This is a genomic window from Ancylobacter dichloromethanicus, from assembly GCF_018390645.1.
In the GTDB taxonomy this organism is placed as follows: Bacteria; Pseudomonadota; Alphaproteobacteria; order Rhizobiales; family Xanthobacteraceae; genus Ancylobacter; species Ancylobacter dichloromethanicus.
Genome location: NZ_JAHBGC010000052.1, coordinates 202,808 through 221,980, shown reverse-complemented (window position 1 = coordinate 221,980; position 19,173 = coordinate 202,808). Strand labels below are relative to the sequence as shown.

Sequence of the window (19,173 nt, the reverse complement as noted above, 5' to 3'; positions counted from 1 at the left end):
ATATCCGGCAGATTTCAGATGAGGTGCCGATTGGATAGCATCGTTCAAGGCGCGGATGGCGCCCCGCCTCCCGTATCTCCGCCGCTGCACGCGGCGGCGATCATGGGCTGCGCCTGCCGGCTGCCGGGGGCCCCGGACGAGGCCGCCTTCTGGTCGCTGCTGACCGCGGGCGTCTGCTCGGTCAGCGAGATTCCGGCCACCCGCTGGTCGCATGAACGGTTCCTGCATCCGGTTCGCGGCACGCCGGGGCGGGCCTACAGTTTCGCCGCCGGCGTGCTGGACGACATCTTCGGCTTCGACGCCGGTGCGTTCGGTCTGTCGCCGCGCGAGGCGGAACAGATCGACCCGCAGCAGCGGCTGCTGCTGGAACTGGTGCGCGAGGCGTTCGAGGACGCCAACATCCCGCTGGCCTCGCTCGCCGGCGCCAATGTCGGCGTCTTCGTCGGCGCCTCCTCGCTCGACCATTCGCTGCATTTCATTTCCGACATCACGGCGGCCGACGCGCATTTCGTCACCGGCAACGCGCTGTCGATCATCGCCAACCGCATCTCGCATGTCTTCGGCTTCACCGGTCCGAGCCTGACCATCGACACCGCCTGCTCCTCCTCGCTGGTGGCGTTCGACCGGGCGGTGAAGGCGATCGAGAGCGGGGAAATCGACACTGCAGTCGTCGCCGGGGTCAACATCCTGGCGAGCCCGTTCAACTTCATCGGCTTCTCGCGCGCCGGCATGCTTTCGCCGACCGGGCGCTGCCGCCCCTTCTCCGGCGCGGCGGACGGCTATGTCCGCGCCGAGGGCGGCGTCGTCACCGTGCTCAGCCGCCTTGGCGGCGACGGACGGACGCCGCGCGCCGTGGTGATGGCGAGCGGCACCAATTCCGACGGGCGCACGCTGGGCATCGCCATGCCGGAGAGCCGGGCGCAGCAGAGGCTGCTGGAACAGCTTTACGAGCAGCGCGGCATCGACCCGCAGCGGCTCGCCTTCATCGAAGCGCACGGCACCGGCACACTGGTCGGCGATCCCGCCGAGGCCCGCGCCATCGGCGCCGCGCTCGGCGGCCGGCGCTCCTCGCCGCTGCCCATCGGCTCGGTGAAGTCGAATATCGGCCATCTCGAACCCGCCTCCGGCCTTGCCGGGCTACTGAAGGCGCTGAACGCGCTGGAGCGGCGGCAACTGCCCGCCTCGCTGCACCTCGACACGCTGAACCGGAACATCGACTTCGAAGCGCTGAACCTCGCCCCCGCCGCCGGCCCGCTCGCGCTTCATGCCGATGCGCGGCTCGCCGGCATTTCCTCCTTCGGCTTCGGCGGCACCAACGCCCATGCCGTCATCCGCCTGCCGGACCCGCATGAGGTGCCGGCGGCCGATGCCCGCGCCGCCGCCCCCGTGCTGATGATCTCGGCGCCGGACCCGCAGAGCCTGTCGGCCCTCGCCGAGGCCTATGCCGACCGGCTGGAGGACGAGCCGGCGCCCGAACGCCTCGCCCATGCCGCCGCCTATGGCCGCGCGAAGCTGCCGCATCGTCTGGCGGTCACGCTGGACGGGCCTGACATCGCCGGCCGTTTGCGCCGCCTCGCCGCCGGGCAGGGCGAGGGGATGCTGCTGCGCGGTGCGCCGCGCGGCGCCAGCGGGGGGGTCGCTTTCGTCTTCACCGGCAATGGCGGGCAATATGCCGGCATGGGTCACGCGGCCTGGCAGGCGAGCGCGGTCTTCCGCGAGGGCGTCGAGCAGATCGACGCCGTGTTCAGGCCGCTCGCCGGCTGGTCGCTGGCCGAGGCATTCCAGCAGCCACCCGACGAGGCCGCCCTCGCCGCCACCGAGATGGCCCAGCCGCTCATCTTCGCGCTTGAGGTCGCGCTCGCCCGTGCCCTGATGGCGGAAGGCTGCACGCCGGCGGCGGTGATGGGCCACAGCGTCGGCGAAATCGCCGCCGCGCACATTGCCGACGCCCTGAGCCTGCTCGACGCGGTACGCCTCATCTACTGGCGCAGCCAGTTGCAGGGCCGCACCCGGGGTTCCGGCGCGATGGCGTTCCTGATGGCGAGCCCGCAACAGGCGGAAGAACTGATCGCCGCCGCCGCCCAGCCCGAAGTCGTCATCGGCGCCGTCAACGCGCCCAAGGGCGTGACCCTGTCCGGCCCCGGTCCCGCCATCGACGCGGTGCTGCGCCGCGCGCGCGGGCAGAGCGTGGTCGCCAAGCGCCTCGGCATCGACTACGCCTTCCACTCGCCGGCCATGGGCCCGCTGTGCGAGCCCATTCTCGAAACGCTGTCGATGCTGTCGCCGCGTGCGCCGTCCATCCCGTTCATCTCGACCGTGACCGGACGCCCCATCGGCGAAGCGCTGCTCGGTGCCGCCTACTGGTGGGACAATATCCGCCAGCCGGTGCAGTTCGACGCGGCCGTGCGCCGGGTGGCGCGCGACAGCTCGATCGGGATCTTTCTGGAGATCGGGCCGAAGGCGGTCCTGACCGGCTTCCTCCGGGAAATTCTCGCCGATGAGGGACGCACGGCGACCGTGCTCGCCTCGCTGCAGGAGAAGGACACGGCGGAAGACGATCCCGTCGCGCGCAGCCTGCTCGCCGCGCTGGTCAACGGTGCGGCGGTGGACGAGGAAAAGCTGTTCGGCGCACCGGTCGCGCCCGGCCGCCTCGATCTGCCGAAGACCCCGTGGACACGCCAGCCGATCCATCCGCCGCGCTCCTCGCAGGCGATCGACCTGATCGGCGGCGCCGGTCCCGATCACCCTCTGCTCGGCGCGCGCCTGCTTGGCGACGGCAGCGAATGGCGGGGCACGCTCGACATCGACACCCACCCCTTCCTCGCCGACCACAGGGTCGGCGGCCATGTCGTGCTGCCGGCCACGGCTCTGGTCGAGATGGTACTGGCGGCCGGGCGCGACGTGCTCCGCACCGATCGCCTGCGGGTCGAGGATTTCGTCATTCCGGCCGCCCTCCGCCTGTCGCCGGGCGAGAGTGTCGAAACACGGGTGGTGCTCGATTCCACGGGCGTCGCCACGGTCTCCTCGCGCATGCGCGGCTCGCACGACTGGAGCCTCAACGCGCAGGGCCGCGTGCTGGCCGACGGCGCCCTGGCTTCGTCTCCCGCCGCACGTGCGCCCGCCGAAGAGGACGGGATCGAGGACAGCGACGGCGCCGTTCTCGATGCCGACGCCCTCTACGCGGCGGCTTCCCGGCTCGGCCTCGACTATGGCCCCGCCTTCCGGCTGGTGCGTTCCGCCCGGCGCGCGGGCACGCATATCCATCTCGCTCTGGCGACGCCCGACGCGCCCCAGCATGGCTATGTGCTGGCGCCGACGCTGGCCGATGCCGCCCTGCATGGCCTGGTACTCGCCGCCGAGGGGCTGCCGGCACGTGCCGGCGTCGCCTATCTGCCGGTGCGCTTCGCCGCGCTCACGGTGCGGCGCGCGGGGCTGCCGGTGCGCGCGGCATTGACGGTCCGGCGGGCCAGCGCGCGCGCCCTTGAACTCGACGTCGCCATGCTCGACGAGGCGGATGCCGAGATCGCGGTGTTCGAAGGCGTCGAACTGCGGGCGGTGGCGCTCGCCGTCGAAGAGACGCTCGACCATGACTTCCGCCAGAGCTACGTCCGGCTCGGCCCGGCGGTGACGCAGGCGGCCCGGCGCGTCGAGGCCTTCCTCGACGCCGCCGGCGATGTTCCCGCCGCCGACGACGCGCTGATCCTCGACGCCCTTGCCTATGCCATCGCCCATCGGGCGGTGACCGAGATCGCCGGCGAGGCGCGGCTGGCCGAGGCCCCGCTCGACATCGACGCGCTGGTCGAACAGGGGCACCTCGCGGCCGAACAGCGCCCGCTGTTGCTGTCGCTGCTCGCGCTGCTGGCCGAAGGCGGGCTCGCCGAGCATGTCGAGGGAGAGGGATGGCGTGTCCTGCCGCAGAGCGACCTGCCGTCGCCCGAGCCGCTGCTGCACGAGATCGCCCGTCTCGCCCCCGACCGCGCCGCCGAACTCGCCATCGGCGCCCGCCTCGCCAGCGAGCTTGCGGTCCATATGCGCCACACCGTCCCCATCGTCCACGCTGCCGGTCTCATCGACCAGTGGGAAAGCGCCTCGCCGGCCGCCCGCGGGCTCGCCGACGAGGCGGCCGCGCTGGTGGCGGAAGCCGCGCGCGACCTCGATGCGCCGCTGGCGGTGACCGTGGTTGAACGCCACGGCGTGCTGCTCGACGCGCTGCGCCCGCTGGTCGATGCCGGCCGTATCGTCCTGACGATCATCCCCACCGCCCCCATCGCCCACCCCACCCTCGCCGATCGCCTCCGGCCATCGGCGGCGATGGTCCTCGGGGCCGACAATGATTTACCTGCAACGGATTTGGCGGTGTATTGCGACCCCCGCCTGCCGCTCGATCCGGCCGGCGAGACGGCCCGCCGGCTCGGCGCCGCCTTGCGGCCCGGCGGCGCGCTGGTGTCGCTCCGCTTCGCGACGACCGGCTTCGCCCGGCTGATGACGGTCGATGCGCCGGACAGCGGCCGGGGTACCCGGCGGCAGGGCGCCCGTGCGACGACGGATATCGCGCTACTTGCCGTGCGCAACGCGGAGGAGACAGACGACCAGGTTGCCGTGGCGGGACTGATGGCCCTGCTGAAGGATGACGCGCGATCGTGCCTGATCTCGGATGCGGGTTACATTTTCGACCCCGACCCGTTGTCGCCGGTCGTCGGGACGACGGGCGGCCTGCTCGTATGGCGCCTCGCCGTTGGCCAGGACGCTGCCTCTCTCGCCGACACGCTGGACCAGGCGCGCAAGCTGCTGGAGGCGCTGCGTGCCGGCCCTAGGCAGCCGCCACTGCGCCTGCTGGTCGACGGCGACCCGTTGGGCGCCGCACCCGGTGCGGCGGCGCTGTGGGCCTTCGGCCGCACCGCGATGAACGAATATCCCGATCTCGACATAAGGCTGATCGCTGTCGACCAGCCAATCATCGACGCCGCGGCCATGCGCGAGCTTGCCCGCGCCGTGACCGGGCTGCGGGGTGAGCGGGAGCTGGTGCTCGATCGCGACGGTCTGAAGGCCGTGCGCCTCGCGCCAGCGGCACCGGCCCGCGCGAACAATTTGGAAACCGCCGCTCGGCTCGCCATGACGCTGCCGGGATCGCTCGACCGCCTGGCCTGGCAGTCAGAGTCCCGTCGCGCACCCGGGCCCGGCGAGGTCGAGATCTCCATTGGCGCGACGGCGCTGAATTTCCGCGACGTGATGTTCGCGCAGGGGCTCATCGGCGACGATATGCTGGCTCAGGGCTTTGCCGGCCCGACGCTGGGCTTCGAATGCGCCGGAACTGTCGCGAGGGTCGGCGCCGACGTCACTGGTCTCCGGCCCGGCGACGCCGTCGTCGCCTTCGCGCCGGGCGCCTTCGCCACCCATGTCACCGTGCCCGCGGCCGCGGTCTTGCCCACGCCCGCCGGCATCCCCGCCGACGCCGCGGCAACGCTCCCGGTGGCCTTTCTGACCGCATGGTACGGGCTGGTGCATTGCGCGCGTCTGGAGGCCGGCGAAACGGTGCTGATCCACGGCGCCGCTGGAGGGGTCGGGCTGGCCGCGATCCAGATCGCCCGGATGCGCGGCGCGCGCGTGATCGCCACCGCCGGCTCGCCGGAAAAGCGCGCCCTCGTCCGCCTGTTCGGCGCCGAGGATGTGCATGATTCACGCAGCACTGCCTTCGCCGAGACGCTGCGCACCCAGGGCGGCTGCGACGTCGTGCTGAACTCGCTCGCCGGGCGGCCGATGGAATTGTCGCTGCGGGCGCTCAAGCCGTTCGGCCGCTTCGTCGAACTCGGCAAGCGCGATTTCGTCGCCAACACCGCTCTCGGGCTGCGGCCCTTCGCCCGCAACCTGACCTATTTCGGCGTCGATGCCGACCAGTTCATCGCCGCCCGGCCGGCGCTGGCCGCGGACATGCTCGCCGAACTCGGACGTCTATTCGCGGCCGGCACGCTGCGGCCCCTGCCCTATCGCGTATTCGCCGCCGAGGAGGCCCGCGCGGCGTTCCGGCTAATGCAGGGTTCCGGCCATGTCGGCAAGATTCTCATCCGCCCGCCAGCGCACCCGCCGGCCGCCCCCGCATCCTCCGGCACCTTTGCAGCCGCCTCGGAGGGCGTGCACCTCGTCGTCGGCGGCAGTGGCGGCTTTGGCCGCGAAACCGCCCGCTGGCTGGCCGAGCGGGGCGCGCGGCACATCGTGGTGGCCTCGCGGCGCGGCGTCATCGATCCACCGCTGGCGGTCGAGGGCGCGGACATCGTCGCCGAGCGGCTTGACGTGCGCGATGCCGAGGCCTGTGCCGCGCTGATCGCGCAGCTTCGCGCCCGCCATGGCCGCATCGCCGGGGTCATCCATACCGCCATGGTGCTGGACGACGCATTGATCCGCGACCTCGACCGCGAGCGCTTCGAGAAGGTTCTGGCGCCGAAAGTGGATGGCGCCCGCCATCTCGACGCGGCGACCGCCGGGCTGGAGCTGGACTATTTCGTGCTGTTCTCATCCGCCACCACCCTGGTCGGCAATCCCGGCCAGGGCGCCTATGTCGCGGCCAATGCCTATCTGGAAGCTGTGGCCCGCCGCCGGCATCGCGAGGGTCGTCCGGCGCTCGCCATCGCCTGGGGCGCGATCTCCGATACGGGGGTACTGGCACGCGATGCGGCGACATCGGAAAGGCTGAGCCGCCGCCTCGGCCTCGGCATGCTCACCGCCGCCGCCGCGCTGGACCGGCTGGGCGGATATCTGGCGGATGCCGGCACGCCGCCGGTCATGGTCCACGCACCGGTCGACTGGCGGGCGGGGCGCGAACTGGCGGTGATGGGCGGCGCCAGCTTTGCCGCGCTGCGCCCGACAGTGGACGACGCCACCGAGGTCGGTGGCGAGGCGGACCTTGTCGCGCTGATCCGCGACCAGAGCGACAGCGAGGCGCGGGCGACGGTGCTGCGCCTGCTGACCGGTGAACTGGGGCGCATCCTGCGCCTGCCGTCGGATACGATCGACCCGTCGCGACCGCTCGGCGACATCGGCATGGATTCGCTGATGGGGCTGGAGCTCGACATGGAAATGCAGCGCCGCCACAATGTCGCGCTGCCGATGCTGGGGCTGGGCGCCGGCGCCACGCTGCAGGACGTCGCCGACAAGCTGACCCGCAAGCTGCGCCCCACCGCCGAACTCGGCGGCGAGGCCCTTCCCGCCTCCCCCATCCACATCCCCGAGGAAGGCGCCCGGCTGATCGACCGGCACCTGCGCACCGAACCGACGGTGGCGGCGATGGAGGCCCTAAAGGCCAAGGCGACGTCGGATCGCCGCGACGGGAGCCTGCTGCGATGACCGTGCACGGCAACGACATGCAACTCGATGAGGCCACCAGAGCCGCGCTGCTGGCCCGCATGCGCGAACGGCCGGCCGATGCCGCCCCCCCGCCCCGGCCCGCCTTTGACACCTCGTTCGAGACCCTGCCCGGCTATGACGAACTGCTGCTGGTCCGCGCCACCGGCGAGGCGCTCGGCATCGCCAATCCGTTCTTTCGCCCGCATGAAGGACGCGCCGGCGCGTTGACCCGGATCGAGGGGCGGGAGGTGTCGAATTTCGCCTCTTACAACTATCTCGGCCTGAACGGCCACCCACGGGTGCAGCGCGCGGCGCAGGAGGCGATCGAACGCTACGGCACCAGCGTCTCGGCAAGCCGGCTGGTCGCCGGCGAGCGACCCATCCATCGCGCCCTGGAAGCCCGCCTCGCCCAGTTGCACCAGGCCGAGGACGCCATCACCTTCGTCTCCGGGCACGCCGCCAACGTCACCACCATTGGCACCATTGTCGGCGCCGAGGACGCGGTGTTCCACGACGCATTGATCCATAACAGCGTCATCGTCGGGGCCGCGCTTGCCGGCGCCGCGCGCCGCAGCTTCCCGCACAACGATCTCGATGCGCTCGAACGCATGCTGGTCGCCGAGCGGCCGCGCTACCGGCGGGCGCTCGTCGTCGTCGAGGGGCTCTACTCGATGGATGGCGACGTCCCCGACCTCGCCCGGCTGGTCACGCTCAAGCAGCGCTTCGGCGCCTGGCTGATGGTGGATGAGGCGCATGGCATCGGCGTGCTCGGCGCGAATGGCCGGGGTATCGCCGAGCATGCGGGCCTCGATCCCAGGCAGGTCGACATCTGGATGGGCACGCTGTCCAAGTCGCTTGCCTCCTGCGGCGGCTACATTGCCGGGCCGCAGCCACTGATCGACTACCTCAAGGTCTCGGCGCCGGGCTTCGTCTACAGCGTCGGGTTGCCGCCGGCAGCGGCCGGCGCCGCGCTCGCCGCCCTCGATGCGATGGAGCAGGAAGGCGGGCGCGTGGCGACGCTGCGGACCAATAGCCGTTATTTCCTGCAGGCGGCGCAGCAGGCGGGCCTTTCGACCGGTACCGCCGAAGGGCACGCCATCGTGCCCGTCATGGTCGGCGACTCCCTCAAGGCCGTGCTGCTGTCGGAAAGGCTGCTGGCGCGCGGCATCAACGTGCTGCCGATCATCCACCCGGCGGTGCCGCAGCGCTCGGCGCGGCTGCGCTTCTTCATCACCGCCGAACACAGCACGGCACAACTCGACGAGGCCGTGCGCGTGCTCGCCGAGGAGATCATCGAGAGTACCCGTTCGCTCGCTGCGCTGGGATTTGGCGACGTCGAGGAGGACGGCGACGTGCCGGCGGCGGGACCTCTCCCGCAAGGGAGGACGTAAATGAAGGTCGTGCTCGACATCACCCGCCTGCTGCGGCGCTCCTCGCAGGCCACGCCCACCGGCATCGACCGGGTCGAACTCGCCTATGCCCGCCACCTGCTCGCGAGCCATCACTATCAGGACCGCACCGCCTTTGTCGCCCGGGTGCGTGCCTCGACCTGGTATCTGGACGCCGAAACCATCGCCACCTTCATCGACGCGCTGGCCCAGCGCTGGAAGCAGTCCGAAGGGCGGATCACGCGCCGCGAACTGGGTGAGGTGGAGCGCTTTCTCCATCTGGCGCCGGGCACGTTGAGCGAGCTGGAACCGCCCGCCCCGCCGCGCTCGGCGCTGCCGGACGCCCTGCCGCCGCTCCAGCGGCTGTTCTCGCCGGTCAACCTGCTGCCGCGCCTGCTGCGCCGGCGCAGCGCGCATGGCGCGGTCTATCTCAACGTCTCGCATGAGGGGCTCAACTCCGTCGCCGGCGTGCGCTCGATGGTGCGGGGCCACGGCCTCAAGCCGATGTATCTGGTGCACGACCTCATTCCACTCACGCACCCGGAATATGTCCGGCCGGGCGACGCGGAAAAGCACGAGACGCGGATGCGCACCGTGCTGGCCTCGGCGGAGGCGATCATCTGCAACTCTCTGCACACGAGGAACCAACTGGTTGCCTTCGCCACCCGCAGCGACCTCGCCGTGCCACCCAGCGTGGTCAGCCCGCTCGGCATCGAGAACGAATTCGACAAGGAGGAGCCCGCCATGCCGGCGGGGCCCCCCTTCTTCCTGACGGTCGGCACCATCGAGCCGCGCAAGAATCATCTCGTGCTGCTGCATGCCTGGCGCGTGCTGGTGGAGAAGCTGGGTCCGAAGGCGCCCAAGCTCATCATCGTCGGGCGCCGCGGCTGGGAAAATGAGAACGTCATCGACATCATCGAACGCTGCCGCAAGCTCGGCGACCATGTGCTGGAGTGCAACCGGCTGCCGGACGGCCAGTTGCGGCGGCTGATGAAACAGTCGCGCGGCGTGCTGTTTCCCTCCTTCGCCGAGGGCTATGGCCTGCCCCTGTTCGAGGCGATGGCGCTGCGCGTGCCGGTGATCTGCTCCGACCTCCAGGCCTTCCGCGACATCGCCGGTCAGGCTCCGTGCTATCTCGACCCGATCGACGGGCTCGGCTGGGCGCGGGCGATCGAGGATTACGCACGCCCGGGCTCCGAGGCCCGCGCGGCGCAGTTGCGCCAGCTGGCCGAGATCCGCATGCCGCGCTGGAATGATCACTTCTCCATCGTCGACCGGATCATCGATGTCGTAGCGGATTCACCTTCCATCCCGGCGCCCCCGTCAGCGTGGCGTCCCGCCGCGAGCCTGGAGCGTAGCAAGGCGTTGATCGCCGCCGGCGAGCGCGCCGAGGCGGGACGCTCGCTCGCCTTCGCTGCCGCCCAACCGCATTCGAGCACGAGGTAGTCCGTGGCCCTGTCATCCGCCAACCCCTCATGCCCGGGAAGGATCGGCGCATGATCGCCATAGAAGACCAGCAGCGAGCGCTCGGTGAGCGCGTCGAGCGCCGCCGCCACCGCGCCCAGCATGGCGTCGGCATTGGCGGTGTGACGGGCATATTGCGCGACCGGGTCGTCGATGCCGGCCAGCCGGCCGGCACCGTAGGGGTCGTGCGCCTCCATGGTCACCGCCATCAGGAACAGCGCCTCGCCGGCGGCGCCGGCGCTCTCGATCTCCTCCACGATGCGCCGACCGACGGCAATGTCGCCGACATAGGGGCCGAAGCGATCGTCCGGCGCGAAGGCCTTCTCGTCGAGGAATCGCGCGAAGCCGAGGCAGGGAATGGCTCGGTCGCGGCGGAAGAAACGCGCATCGTGCGGATGCAGGAAAAGCGTGCGCCAGCCGCTGGCCCCCAGCGTGTGGGCCAGCGAGGCCTGCGCCAGCCGCTGCGGGCGCAGATAGGGATCGAACCGGTCCATACGCTGACGCGCGAAGGCGACGCCGGTCAGCATCTCCACTTCGGAGCGGTGCGTATAGGCGCCATAGCAGGACACCTCCAGCCGGCCATGCGCCAACGCCCGGCGGCGCAGGCGGTCGACATGCGGCAGGGCCAGCGCCACGCCGCTGCGCCGCAGATCAGCGAAGGATTCCGACTGCAGGACAATGACGGCGCGATGATCGCCCCCTTGCCGCGGCAGGGTAGCCGATGCGCCGACCGCTTGCCGCCCGCCGTCTTGTCGCAGGCCGTCTCGCCGCCAGAGCGCGAAGCCCGCGACCAGCGAGACGGCAAGTCCCTGCGTGGCGACGAACCGGTCGGCCGGCATGTCGAGCAATTGTCGCGACAGGGCGGGCAACAGGCCGGCGATCCAGCCCGCCAGCATAGGTACAGCGGCGGCGACCAGCAGGGCCGCAGCGAGTACGCCGGCCTGCGCCGCCTCCCCCAGTATCCGCGGCTCCATCCGGCTCCAGGCAACGATCACGCCGGCGAGCAGCACAACCGCGACGCCGAGGCCGGCGGCTGTGCCGAGGCCGATGTAGAACAGCGCCGGGTGGCGGATCAGCGTCGACAGGAAGCCAAGGTCGCTGAACACCAGAGGCTCGCGCAGATAGGCATATTTGACCCGCGAGATCAGCACGAACACGCCAAGCGTGACCAGCGCCGCCACCGTGGCGAAGAGCGGACGCGCCGACAGGCCGAGCCACAGCATCCAGAGCCAGCCGGCGATCGCGGCACCCAGCACGTGGGCCTCGCCGGGCGTCGGCTCCCGGCGTGCCGGCTCCGCGCCATCGCAGGACGGCACCGCCAGACGGTCCAGCCGGCCGGCCGCGGCCAAGGTCACCGCCAGAGTCGCGAGCAGTTCGGCCGCTGCAAGGCTCGTCCCATCCATTATTTTACCGCCGGAAACACGTCATCATATGTCGAGTTAAACGAATGCTTCGCCAACTTTCAATATAAATTAAATAAACGAAGTTCTGAATTGCATTTTCGTTCGGTGAATATAATATTATATGATAATATATACACTATAAATGCAAATATAAGGGCAGTTTAATATGGATAAGCTGCACAATATTCTTGGCGCATCGACGCCGAAGGTGGAGCCCATCGAAGGATCGCCCGAGAAGCTAAAAGCCGTCCCGCCGGCGAAGGCACGGCCGTTGCGCCCGGTTCCGCGAGAGGCGCCGCTTGTGGACGACGCACGAACTCCAGCCGCGCGCGCCAAGCCGGCGCGGCCGACCACCAAGCGCGATGGCTTTCCGGTGCCGGATCGCGAGACGTCCGATCTTGCCGCCACCCTGCCCCGCAAGGCGCGCAAACCCCGTTCGGTCGGGCTGTGGACCTCGTTCCTGCTGATGGTGGCCCTGCCAACCCTTCTCGCCGCGCTCTATTACGGCTTCGTTGTCTCCAATCAGTATGTATCGGAGTTCCGCTTCGCCGTGCGCAGCCAGGATTTCGCGCCGGCCGGCAGCAGCGCGGCGAGCACCGCGCTCGGCGCCGCGGCACGGGCGGGCGGCTTCACCGACAATTTCCTTGTCGTTGATTACCTCTCCAGCCGCCAGGCGGTGGAAGACCTGCTCAAGACCGTGGACCTGCGCGCCATGTACGCGCGCGCCGGCGTCGATCGCCTTTCCCGGCTGGGCAGCGAAGAGACGATGGAAGGCCTCGTCTCCTACTGGCAGTCGATGATCGACGCCTCCTTCGATCTGGCGACCGGCCTCGCTCTGGTGCGCGTGCGCGCCTTCACGCCCGAGGACGCTCACACCATCGCCGCCCGGCTGGTCACCCAGAGCGAAACGCTGATCAACGACATCTCGGCGCGCGCCCGCCGCGACGCGGTCAAATTCGCCGAGGCCGATGTCTCCCGCGCCGAGGACCGGCTGCGCGGCGCGCGGCTGGCGCTGCGCCAGTTCCGTGACCTGGAGCAGACGCCGGACGCCGCGCGCACCGCCGGCGGCACGCTGGAGCTTGCCATGAAACTGCGCGGGGAACTCGCCGGCCTGCAGTCCCAGCTCGCCTCGCTGCGCAGCTACATGGATGCCAATGCGCCCACCGTGAAGGTGCTGGAAAGCCGTATCGCCGCCACCGGCAAGCAGATCGCCACCATCGAGCGCGAGATCGGCAAGGGCGGCGGCACCGCCAGCGCGCCCGCGCCGGCCGGCACGACGACGGCGGGCGGGCCGCCGGTCCTGTCGGACGTGCTGTCGAACTACGAGGACGTCGATCTCAGCCGCCAGTTCGCCGAGAAATACTACGAGACGACGCTCTCGGCGCTGGAACTGGCGCGCTCGGAGGCCGCCGCGCAGCAGACCTATGTCGCGACCTATGTGCAGCCGGCGCTGGCGCAGGCGAGCCAGTACCCGCGCCGCGGCGTGTCGATCCTGATCGTCCTGCTTGCCGCCGGCGCGCTCTGGTTCATCAGCGTCATGGTGTTCTTCTCGATCCGCGACCACGTGGCCTGAGCGGGGGCGGCGATGACCTTCACCCCGCCGATCGACACGCCCGAAGACGGGTTCGGCCCGCGAAGGGTCGCGCAAGGACTGCGCACGCAGGGCCGCGTCGTCATCGCGCTGATGCTGCGCGAGATGCGGCTGCGCTCGGTGCATTCGCGCCTCAGCTATCTGCTCGCGCTGGTGGAGCCGATCCTGCAGCTGGCGATGATCATGGGCATCTTCAGCATCATTGGCCGCCGGCCGGATTTCGGCACCAGCCTGCTGCTGTTCCTCGGAACCGGCATCCTGCCCTTCTTCCTGTTCACCCACGTGTCCGGGCGAACCACCGGCGCAATCCGTGCGAGCGGTCTGGTACGTGCGCTCGCGCCGATCCAGCCACTCGACATCATGCTGGCGCGCGCCCTGCTGGAGACCGCGACGCTGCTGATCGTCGCGGTGCTGCTGTTCACGGCCATCTATGCGATGGGCATCCCCGAGGCGATCCCGATCCGCCCCCTGCTGGCGATCGAAGGCTTTGCCGCCACTGCTCTGCTGGCGATCAGCGTCGGCCTCATCAATGGTGTGATCGGTGCCTTCTTCCGCCTGTGGGCGGTGGTCTATGGCGTGCTGTCGCGCTCGCTCATCTTCCTGTCCGGCGTGTTCTTCGTGCCGGATTTCATGCCGCCGCAGATCCGCTACTGGCTGAGTTGGAACCCGCTGCTGCACGGGCTGGAATGGTTCCGCTCCGGCTTCTACCTGACCTACCCCACCCTCACCCTCGACAAGGGGTATCTCCTCGGCTTCGGCCTCGCCGCGCTGCTGATCGGGCTGGCTCTCGAACGCGTGTTCCGCGCGAGGCTGATATGATGGCGGTGGAGATGTCGGACATCGCCAAGACGTTCCGCGCGGCGCACGGCGCGCGGCGGGTGTTCGAGCATCTCGACGCCGCCTTCCCCTGCCGGGCCTCGGTCGGCATCCTCGGCCCACGCGGCGCCGGCAAGTCGACGCTGATCCGGCTGATCGGCGGCTCGACCCTGCCCGACCGCGGCCGAATTCGCCGCCGCGGCACCGTCTCGCCGCCCGTCGCCAACACGCAGGCCTACCACGCGGCCCTGACCGGCCGCGAAAATCTGCACTTCGTCGCCCGCGTCAACGGCTTCGACGGCGATGCCGCCACACGTTTCGTCGCCGACTTCGCGCAGATGGGCGAGGAGATCGACCGGCCGCTGTCGAGCTATACGAGGGAGCGCCGCTCGCGCTTCCTGTTCGCGGCCTCCTACGCGCTGCCGTTCGACATCTTCCTGGCCGACGAGGCGCTGTTCGGTGGCAGCGGGGCATTCCGCACGCGCTGCGCCGAACTGGTACAGGCGCGCCGGGAGCACGCCACGCTGATCTTCACCACGCGATCCCCCCAGATGCTGCGACGTTTCGCCGATATCGGCGCCGTCCTGCACGAGGGCCGGCTGCATATGTTCGAGCGGATCGGCGACGCCATACGCCTGTTCCGCGCCATCGACGACGGAGCGCCGCCCGACACGGGCGACGAGGACGAGGACGAGGAGGAGCGCCTCGCCGAAGAACCCTTCGGGCCGTTGGCCTGAAGTCACCTTCCATCACTTTCGATCGGGGCAGGTCCCGATCCAACCTGAAGGAGCCGACATGAACGATCTTCCGGAAATCAGCCGTCAACTCGAGCGTTTCGTGGCCCGCCGGCTGGTCGAATTCGACCAGGCCGCATGGAAGGAACTGAGCGTGCAGAAGCGCAAGGAGTGCATCCAGGCCGCGCGGCGCGCACTGAAGGCCGAGCGCAACTATTTCGCCCGGCAGGCGAACGCGACCGCCGCCCCTGCCGCCGCCGAGTAACGCGACGTCCCCGGCACCGGTCCCTCTTGCGGCCGGTGCCGCATTCGCTCCTCCGTTACCTCAACTGGAAGTCGAGCTCCTGCTCTTGTTTAAAGGTATCATATTATACTTCAATATTGATAATATAAGTGTGCTTCAATGAACACACAAATTGCCTTTTAGATTTATTTTATGACCAGCGTATAGAATTGATCATCTTCATACGGCTTAGATAAGCGTAATTGAGTAAAGGGGATCGGGCGGTTTGATTATCCGGGGTCCGAAGGCCCGTTTGGCGGGGCTTGCCATGCTGAGCTTCTCGCTCGGCGGATGCGTGTTTTTTCCCGGTTCCGGGCCAGTGACCCAGGAGGTCATGCAGCCGCGCGAGCCGGTAGACTACGAGATAGTCGACGTCGATGCCGATGTGGTCGGAGCCATGCGTCTGTGGCGTTCACCCAGTCTCGCGGACAGCTTCGGCGCCCGCAAACCCGCCCCTGAAACCCGGGTGAATGTCGGCGACGTGGTCCAGGTCTCGATCTGGGAGGCCAGTACCGGCGGCCTGTTCGGGCGCGGCTCGATCGATGCGGGCTCGGGCAGCGAGATGCTGCCGCCGCAGACGGTCGATCGCGAGGGCCGCATCAAGGTGCCCTATGTTGGCGATGTGCCGGTGGTCGGCAAGCGCCCGAGCGAGATTGCCAAGACCATCGAGAAGGGGCTGACCGGCAAGTCGATCGACCCCCAGGTGCTGATTACGCTGCCGCAGCAGACCTCGGCTTCGGTCGTGGTGGTGGGCGATCTCACCGGCGCCGGCCGGGTCAACCTCAACGTCAAGGGCGACCGGCTGCTGGAGGTCATCGCCCAGGCCGGCGGCATCAAGGCGCCGCCGCACGAAACCTTCCTGCGCGTGACACGCGGCAGGCGCAGCGCGACGATGCAACTGACCGCACTGCTCGCCCGCCCGGACGAGAACATCTTCATGCAACCGGGCGACACGGTCTATGTGTTCCGTCGCCCGCAAAGCTTCACCGCGCTTGGCGCGGTGAAGGGAGCGGGCGAGGTGGCGATCGATCGCGAGGACTTCACCGTCGCCGAGGCGGTGGGCTCCTCTGGCGGCCTGGTCGACACCCAGGCCGATCCCAGCGGCGTGTTCATCTTCCGCTTCGAACAGGCAGCGGTGGTGAGGGCGATCAATCCGGACTCGCCGTTCCTTTCCGGCAACAGCGTTGTTCCGGTCATCTACCGCCTCAACCTGAAAGATCCCTCCGGCTACTTCATTGCCCGCGCCTTCCCGATCCGCGCGGGCGACATCGTCTACGTTGCCAACGCCCCGGGGGTGGAGTTCACCAAGTTCCTGCGCACGGCTCTGTTGATCAGCTCGATCGCCCGCACCGGCAGCACCAGCCTGTCGGTGGACTGACCGGGCAAGGGTTCTGGTCCGGCCGGAACCGGACGCGATTCGCGGCAGGCCTCGCCTGCCAAAAGGAGGCCACGGTGAGGAAACGCTTCAGCCTGGCATCGGCGGCTCTGCTGCTCGCCGGCCTTGCCGCGCCGGCGCGGGCGGACCCGCCGGCGACCATTGCCGACTACATGATCATGGACGTCTGCGTCGACGCCGCCGACCGCCTCGCCCCGGGGCTGCTGCCGGGCGATGCCGGCTGCGGGCGCCGGCGCGACATCCGGCCTGGCGAGCCGCCGCCCTATGAGTTGCGCAATTTCCTCAATCCCGGGGGCGACTGCACCGAGGATGGCGGCACGGTGGCCAAGCTCAACCGACCGGTGGAGCGTGGCGGGCAGACCCGCATCGTCTCCTCCACCCTGAGCCTGCCGGCGAGCCCGTGCGCCGGCGCGCGCGGCCGGCCGGGAAAGCCCGGCGAGGGAGGCGCCTCGATCCAGTGGCATGACGAGAGCTACGGCTTCATCATGGGCAGCTACAGCCCGGTGGCGCTGTCGGTCTACCAGACCCCGCTGTGCCGGAACGGCAGCCGCTCGTCGCGGCGCTTCTTCCGCGGCTGGATCATCGCGCCGGCCGTGGTGCCGGAGATGGGCCAGGGTGGCTATGGCGTGTTCGAGAGTCGCCTCGCCACCGGCGCCGCCTCGGCACTGCCGCAAGCCTGCCCCACCCGCTATCGCCGCGCGCTGACCACCTGGCTGGTCACGCCGATGCGGTTCACCGCGGGCCGGGAAATGGTGTCGATCGTCTCCGGCCATTTCGCGCAGGTCAGCCGCGACGGGCTTTCACCGGGCGCGACCCTGCAGATGGAGCAAACCTACTGGACCCGTGAATTCGGCCTCTCGCGCTGGGAGAAATGGGCACGGCAGGACTGGGTTCACCCCCGCAGCCACCGCTCCGCGCCCGACCTCGCCCGCGAATTGCGCCAGCGCGGGCGCTGCGGCCCACCAGCGGGCGGGACATTCGACATCTCCTCGCGTACCCGCTTCACAGATGCGCCGGGCCATGACGATGTCTATGCGCGCCTGATCGTCGATCCCAAGACCGGCAAGCATCAGCTTTGGTTCATGACCCTGTGCGAGGACTACACCAACGTCCGCGCACGGCCGGCCGCAAAGGCTCTACCCGACGTCTCCGCCATTGCCGACCCCGCCTATTGGAGGCCCTGACGGTCGGCTTTCGTCAAACGCGTCTTGCGCAACGAAGAGGTCAAGGTTTCATGTTCCCCATCCCTCAGGCGTCACTTGAGCCCAACACCTACGCCTACGAGACCGTGCCGCTGGTGAAGCCGACCGGGTTTCGCGAGTATGACGCACGCTGGCTGTTCGGCAGCGAGATTAATCTCATGGGCGTGCAGGCGCTCGGCCTCGGGCTCGGCACCCTGATCCACGAACGCGGCGTGCGGCCGGAAATCGTCGTCGGCCACGATTTCCGCGCCTATTCCGCCTCCATCAAGCAGGCCCTCGCCAACGGGCTGATGGCGGCCGGCGTCACGGTGCACGATATCGGCCTCGCTCTGTCGCCCATGGCCTATTTCGCCCAGTTCGCCCTCGACATCCCCTGCGTCGCCATGGTCACCGCCTCGCACAACGACAATGGCTGGACCGGGGTGAAGATGGGTGTCGAGCGCCCCATGACCTTCGGTCCCGGCGAGATGAGCCGGTTGAAGGAAATCGTGCTCACCGGCGCCGGCAAGGCGCGCGACGGCGGGGCGTATCGCTATGTCGAGGACTTCCCGGAGGTCTACATCAAGGACCTGACCGACCGGGAGCGACTGAAACACCCCGTCAAGGCGGTGGTCGCCTGCGGCAACGGCACGGCCGGCGCCTTCGCCCCGCGCATCCTGGAGGCGCTCGGCGTCGAGGTTGTGCCACTCGATACCGGGCTCGACCACTCCTTCCCGAGGTACAACCCCAACCCGGAAGACCTGGAGATGCTGCACGCCATGCGCGACGCGGTACTTGCCTCCGGCGCGGATGTCGGCCTCGGCTTCGACGGCGATGGCGACCGCTGCGGCGTGGTGGACGACCTTGGCGAGGAGATCTTCGCCGACAAGGTCGGCGTGATGCTGGCGCGCGATCTGTCGGCGCTCCACGCCAACGCCACCTTCGTGGTCGACGTGAAATCGACCGGGCTTTTCGCCACCGATCCGGTGCTGCAGGCCAATGGTGTAAAGACGGACTACTGGAAGACCGGCCACTCCTACATGAAGCGCCGGGTCAACGAGACCGGCGCGCTGGTCGGCTTCGAGAAGTCCGGCCACTATTTCTTCAACAGGCCGATCGGGCGCGGCTATGATGACGGGCTGGTCTCGGCCATCGCCATCCTCGACATGCTGGACCGCAATCCCGGCAGGAAACTCTCCGCCCTGAAGGACGCGCTGCCGAAAACCTGGGCGTCGCCGACCATGTCGCCGCACTGCGCCGACGAGAAGAAATACGGCGTGGTCGATGCCGTCGTGACCCATTTCGAGCAATTGGCGGCCGGCGGCGGGACCATCGACGGGCAGGCGATCCGCGACATCGTCACCGTCAACGGCGTGCGGGTGACGGTCGAGGATGGTTCCTGGGGTCTGGTGCGGGCCTCCTCCAACAAGCCGGAACTCGTTGTGGTGGTTGAGAGTCCGGTGTCCGAGACCCGCATGCGCGACATGTTCCGCGTGGTGGATGGCGTGCTGCGCACGCACCCCGAAGTGGGCGCGTACAATCAGAGTCTCTAGAGCCCGCGCCGATCAGCCTGCACCGC

Annotated in this window: 10 protein-coding genes and 1 pseudogene; 10 read left to right on the top strand and 1 reads right to left on the bottom strand. The window is 69.3% G+C overall.

Annotated features, from left to right (window positions below; genetic code table 11):
- The first annotated feature begins 30 nt into the window (after nt 1-30).
- From KHC23_RS22190 to KHC23_RS22180, 3 genes are read left to right on the top strand one after another with little or no spacing between them, the layout of a single operon-like run.
- Nucleotides 31-7,338 (top strand): type I polyketide synthase, encoded by a 7,308-nt coding sequence (locus tag KHC23_RS22190; protein WP_213375849.1) that lies wholly within the window; start codon nt 31-33, stop codon nt 7,336-7,338.
- On the top strand, nt 7,335-8,729 hold the full coding sequence (locus KHC23_RS22185; protein ID WP_213375847.1) for an aminotransferase class I/II-fold pyridoxal phosphate-dependent enzyme: 1,395 nt from the start codon (nt 7,335-7,337) through the stop codon (nt 8,727-8,729). The genes KHC23_RS22190 and KHC23_RS22185 overlap by 4 nt, the downstream gene beginning before the upstream one ends.
- Nucleotides 8,730-10,172, top strand: a complete 1,443-nt coding sequence (locus KHC23_RS22180; protein ID WP_213375845.1) for a glycosyltransferase family 4 protein — start codon at nt 8,730-8,732, stop codon at nt 10,170-10,172.
- A 41-nt stretch (nt 10,173-10,213) separates the two neighbouring features.
- On the opposite strand, the pseudogene KHC23_RS24580 reads toward KHC23_RS22180, so the two are convergent.
- Nucleotides 10,214-11,029, bottom strand: a pseudogene (locus tag KHC23_RS24580) (LTA synthase family protein); the annotation flags it as partial.
- An 865-nt stretch (nt 11,030-11,894) separates the two neighbouring features.
- Here KHC23_RS24580 and KHC23_RS22175 point away from each other — a divergent pair.
- From KHC23_RS22175 to KHC23_RS22145, 7 genes are all read left to right on the top strand, one after another.
- Nucleotides 11,895-13,166: a KpsE/RkpR family capsule polysaccharide export protein gene (locus KHC23_RS22175; protein WP_213375843.1), complete on the top strand. Its 1,272-nt coding sequence runs from the start codon at nt 11,895-11,897 to the stop codon at nt 13,164-13,166.
- A gap of 12 nt (nt 13,167-13,178) precedes the next feature.
- Entirely contained in the window at nt 13,179-14,003 is an 825-nt protein-coding gene (locus KHC23_RS22170; protein ID WP_213375841.1) for an ABC transporter permease, read from the top strand.
- A complete protein-coding gene (locus KHC23_RS22165) occupies nt 14,000-14,737 on the top strand; it encodes an ABC transporter ATP-binding protein (RefSeq protein ID WP_213375839.1) in 738 nt (245 codons plus the stop codon). The genes KHC23_RS22170 and KHC23_RS22165 overlap by 4 nt, the downstream gene beginning before the upstream one ends.
- 58 nt (nt 14,738-14,795) lie before the next feature.
- The gene (locus KHC23_RS22160) at nt 14,796-14,999 is read left to right on the top strand and encodes a hypothetical protein (RefSeq protein WP_213375837.1); all 204 of its coding nucleotides are present in this window, start codon (nt 14,796-14,798) and stop codon (nt 14,997-14,999) included.
- A 286-nt stretch (nt 15,000-15,285) separates the two neighbouring features.
- Nucleotides 15,286-16,395: a polysaccharide biosynthesis/export family protein gene (locus KHC23_RS22155; protein ID WP_213375835.1), complete on the top strand. Its 1,110-nt coding sequence runs from the start codon at nt 15,286-15,288 to the stop codon at nt 16,393-16,395.
- A gap of 74 nt (nt 16,396-16,469) precedes the next feature.
- On the top strand, nt 16,470-17,597 hold the full coding sequence (locus KHC23_RS22150) for a hypothetical protein (protein ID WP_213375834.1): 1,128 nt from the start codon (nt 16,470-16,472) through the stop codon (nt 17,595-17,597).
- 50 nt (nt 17,598-17,647) lie between these two features.
- Complete coding sequence (locus tag KHC23_RS22145) at nt 17,648-19,147, top strand: phosphomannomutase/phosphoglucomutase (protein WP_213375832.1); 1,500 nt, start codon at nt 17,648-17,650, stop codon at nt 19,145-19,147.
- The last annotated feature ends 26 nt before the right edge of the window (nt 19,148-19,173 follow it).

What these genes read in the sequence shown, in the direction of transcription:
- KHC23_RS22145 (WP_213375832.1), top strand. Translation starts at nt 17,648, where the DNA reads ATGTTCCCCATCCCTCAGGCGTCACTTGAGCCCAACACCTACGCCTAC.
- KHC23_RS22165 (WP_213375839.1), top strand. Translation starts at nt 14,000, where the DNA reads ATGATGGCGGTGGAGATGTCGGACATCGCCAAGACGTTCCGCGCGGCG.
- KHC23_RS22185 (WP_213375847.1), top strand. Translation starts at nt 7,335, where the DNA reads ATGACCGTGCACGGCAACGACATGCAACTCGATGAGGCCACCAGAGCC.
- KHC23_RS22180 (WP_213375845.1), top strand. Translation starts at nt 8,730, where the DNA reads ATGAAGGTCGTGCTCGACATCACCCGCCTGCTGCGGCGCTCCTCGCAG.
- KHC23_RS22155 (WP_213375835.1), top strand. Translation starts at nt 15,286, where the DNA reads ATGCTGAGCTTCTCGCTCGGCGGATGCGTGTTTTTTCCCGGTTCCGGG.
- KHC23_RS22170 (WP_213375841.1), top strand. Translation starts at nt 13,179, where the DNA reads ATGACCTTCACCCCGCCGATCGACACGCCCGAAGACGGGTTCGGCCCG.
- KHC23_RS22160 (WP_213375837.1), top strand. Translation starts at nt 14,796, where the DNA reads ATGAACGATCTTCCGGAAATCAGCCGTCAACTCGAGCGTTTCGTGGCC.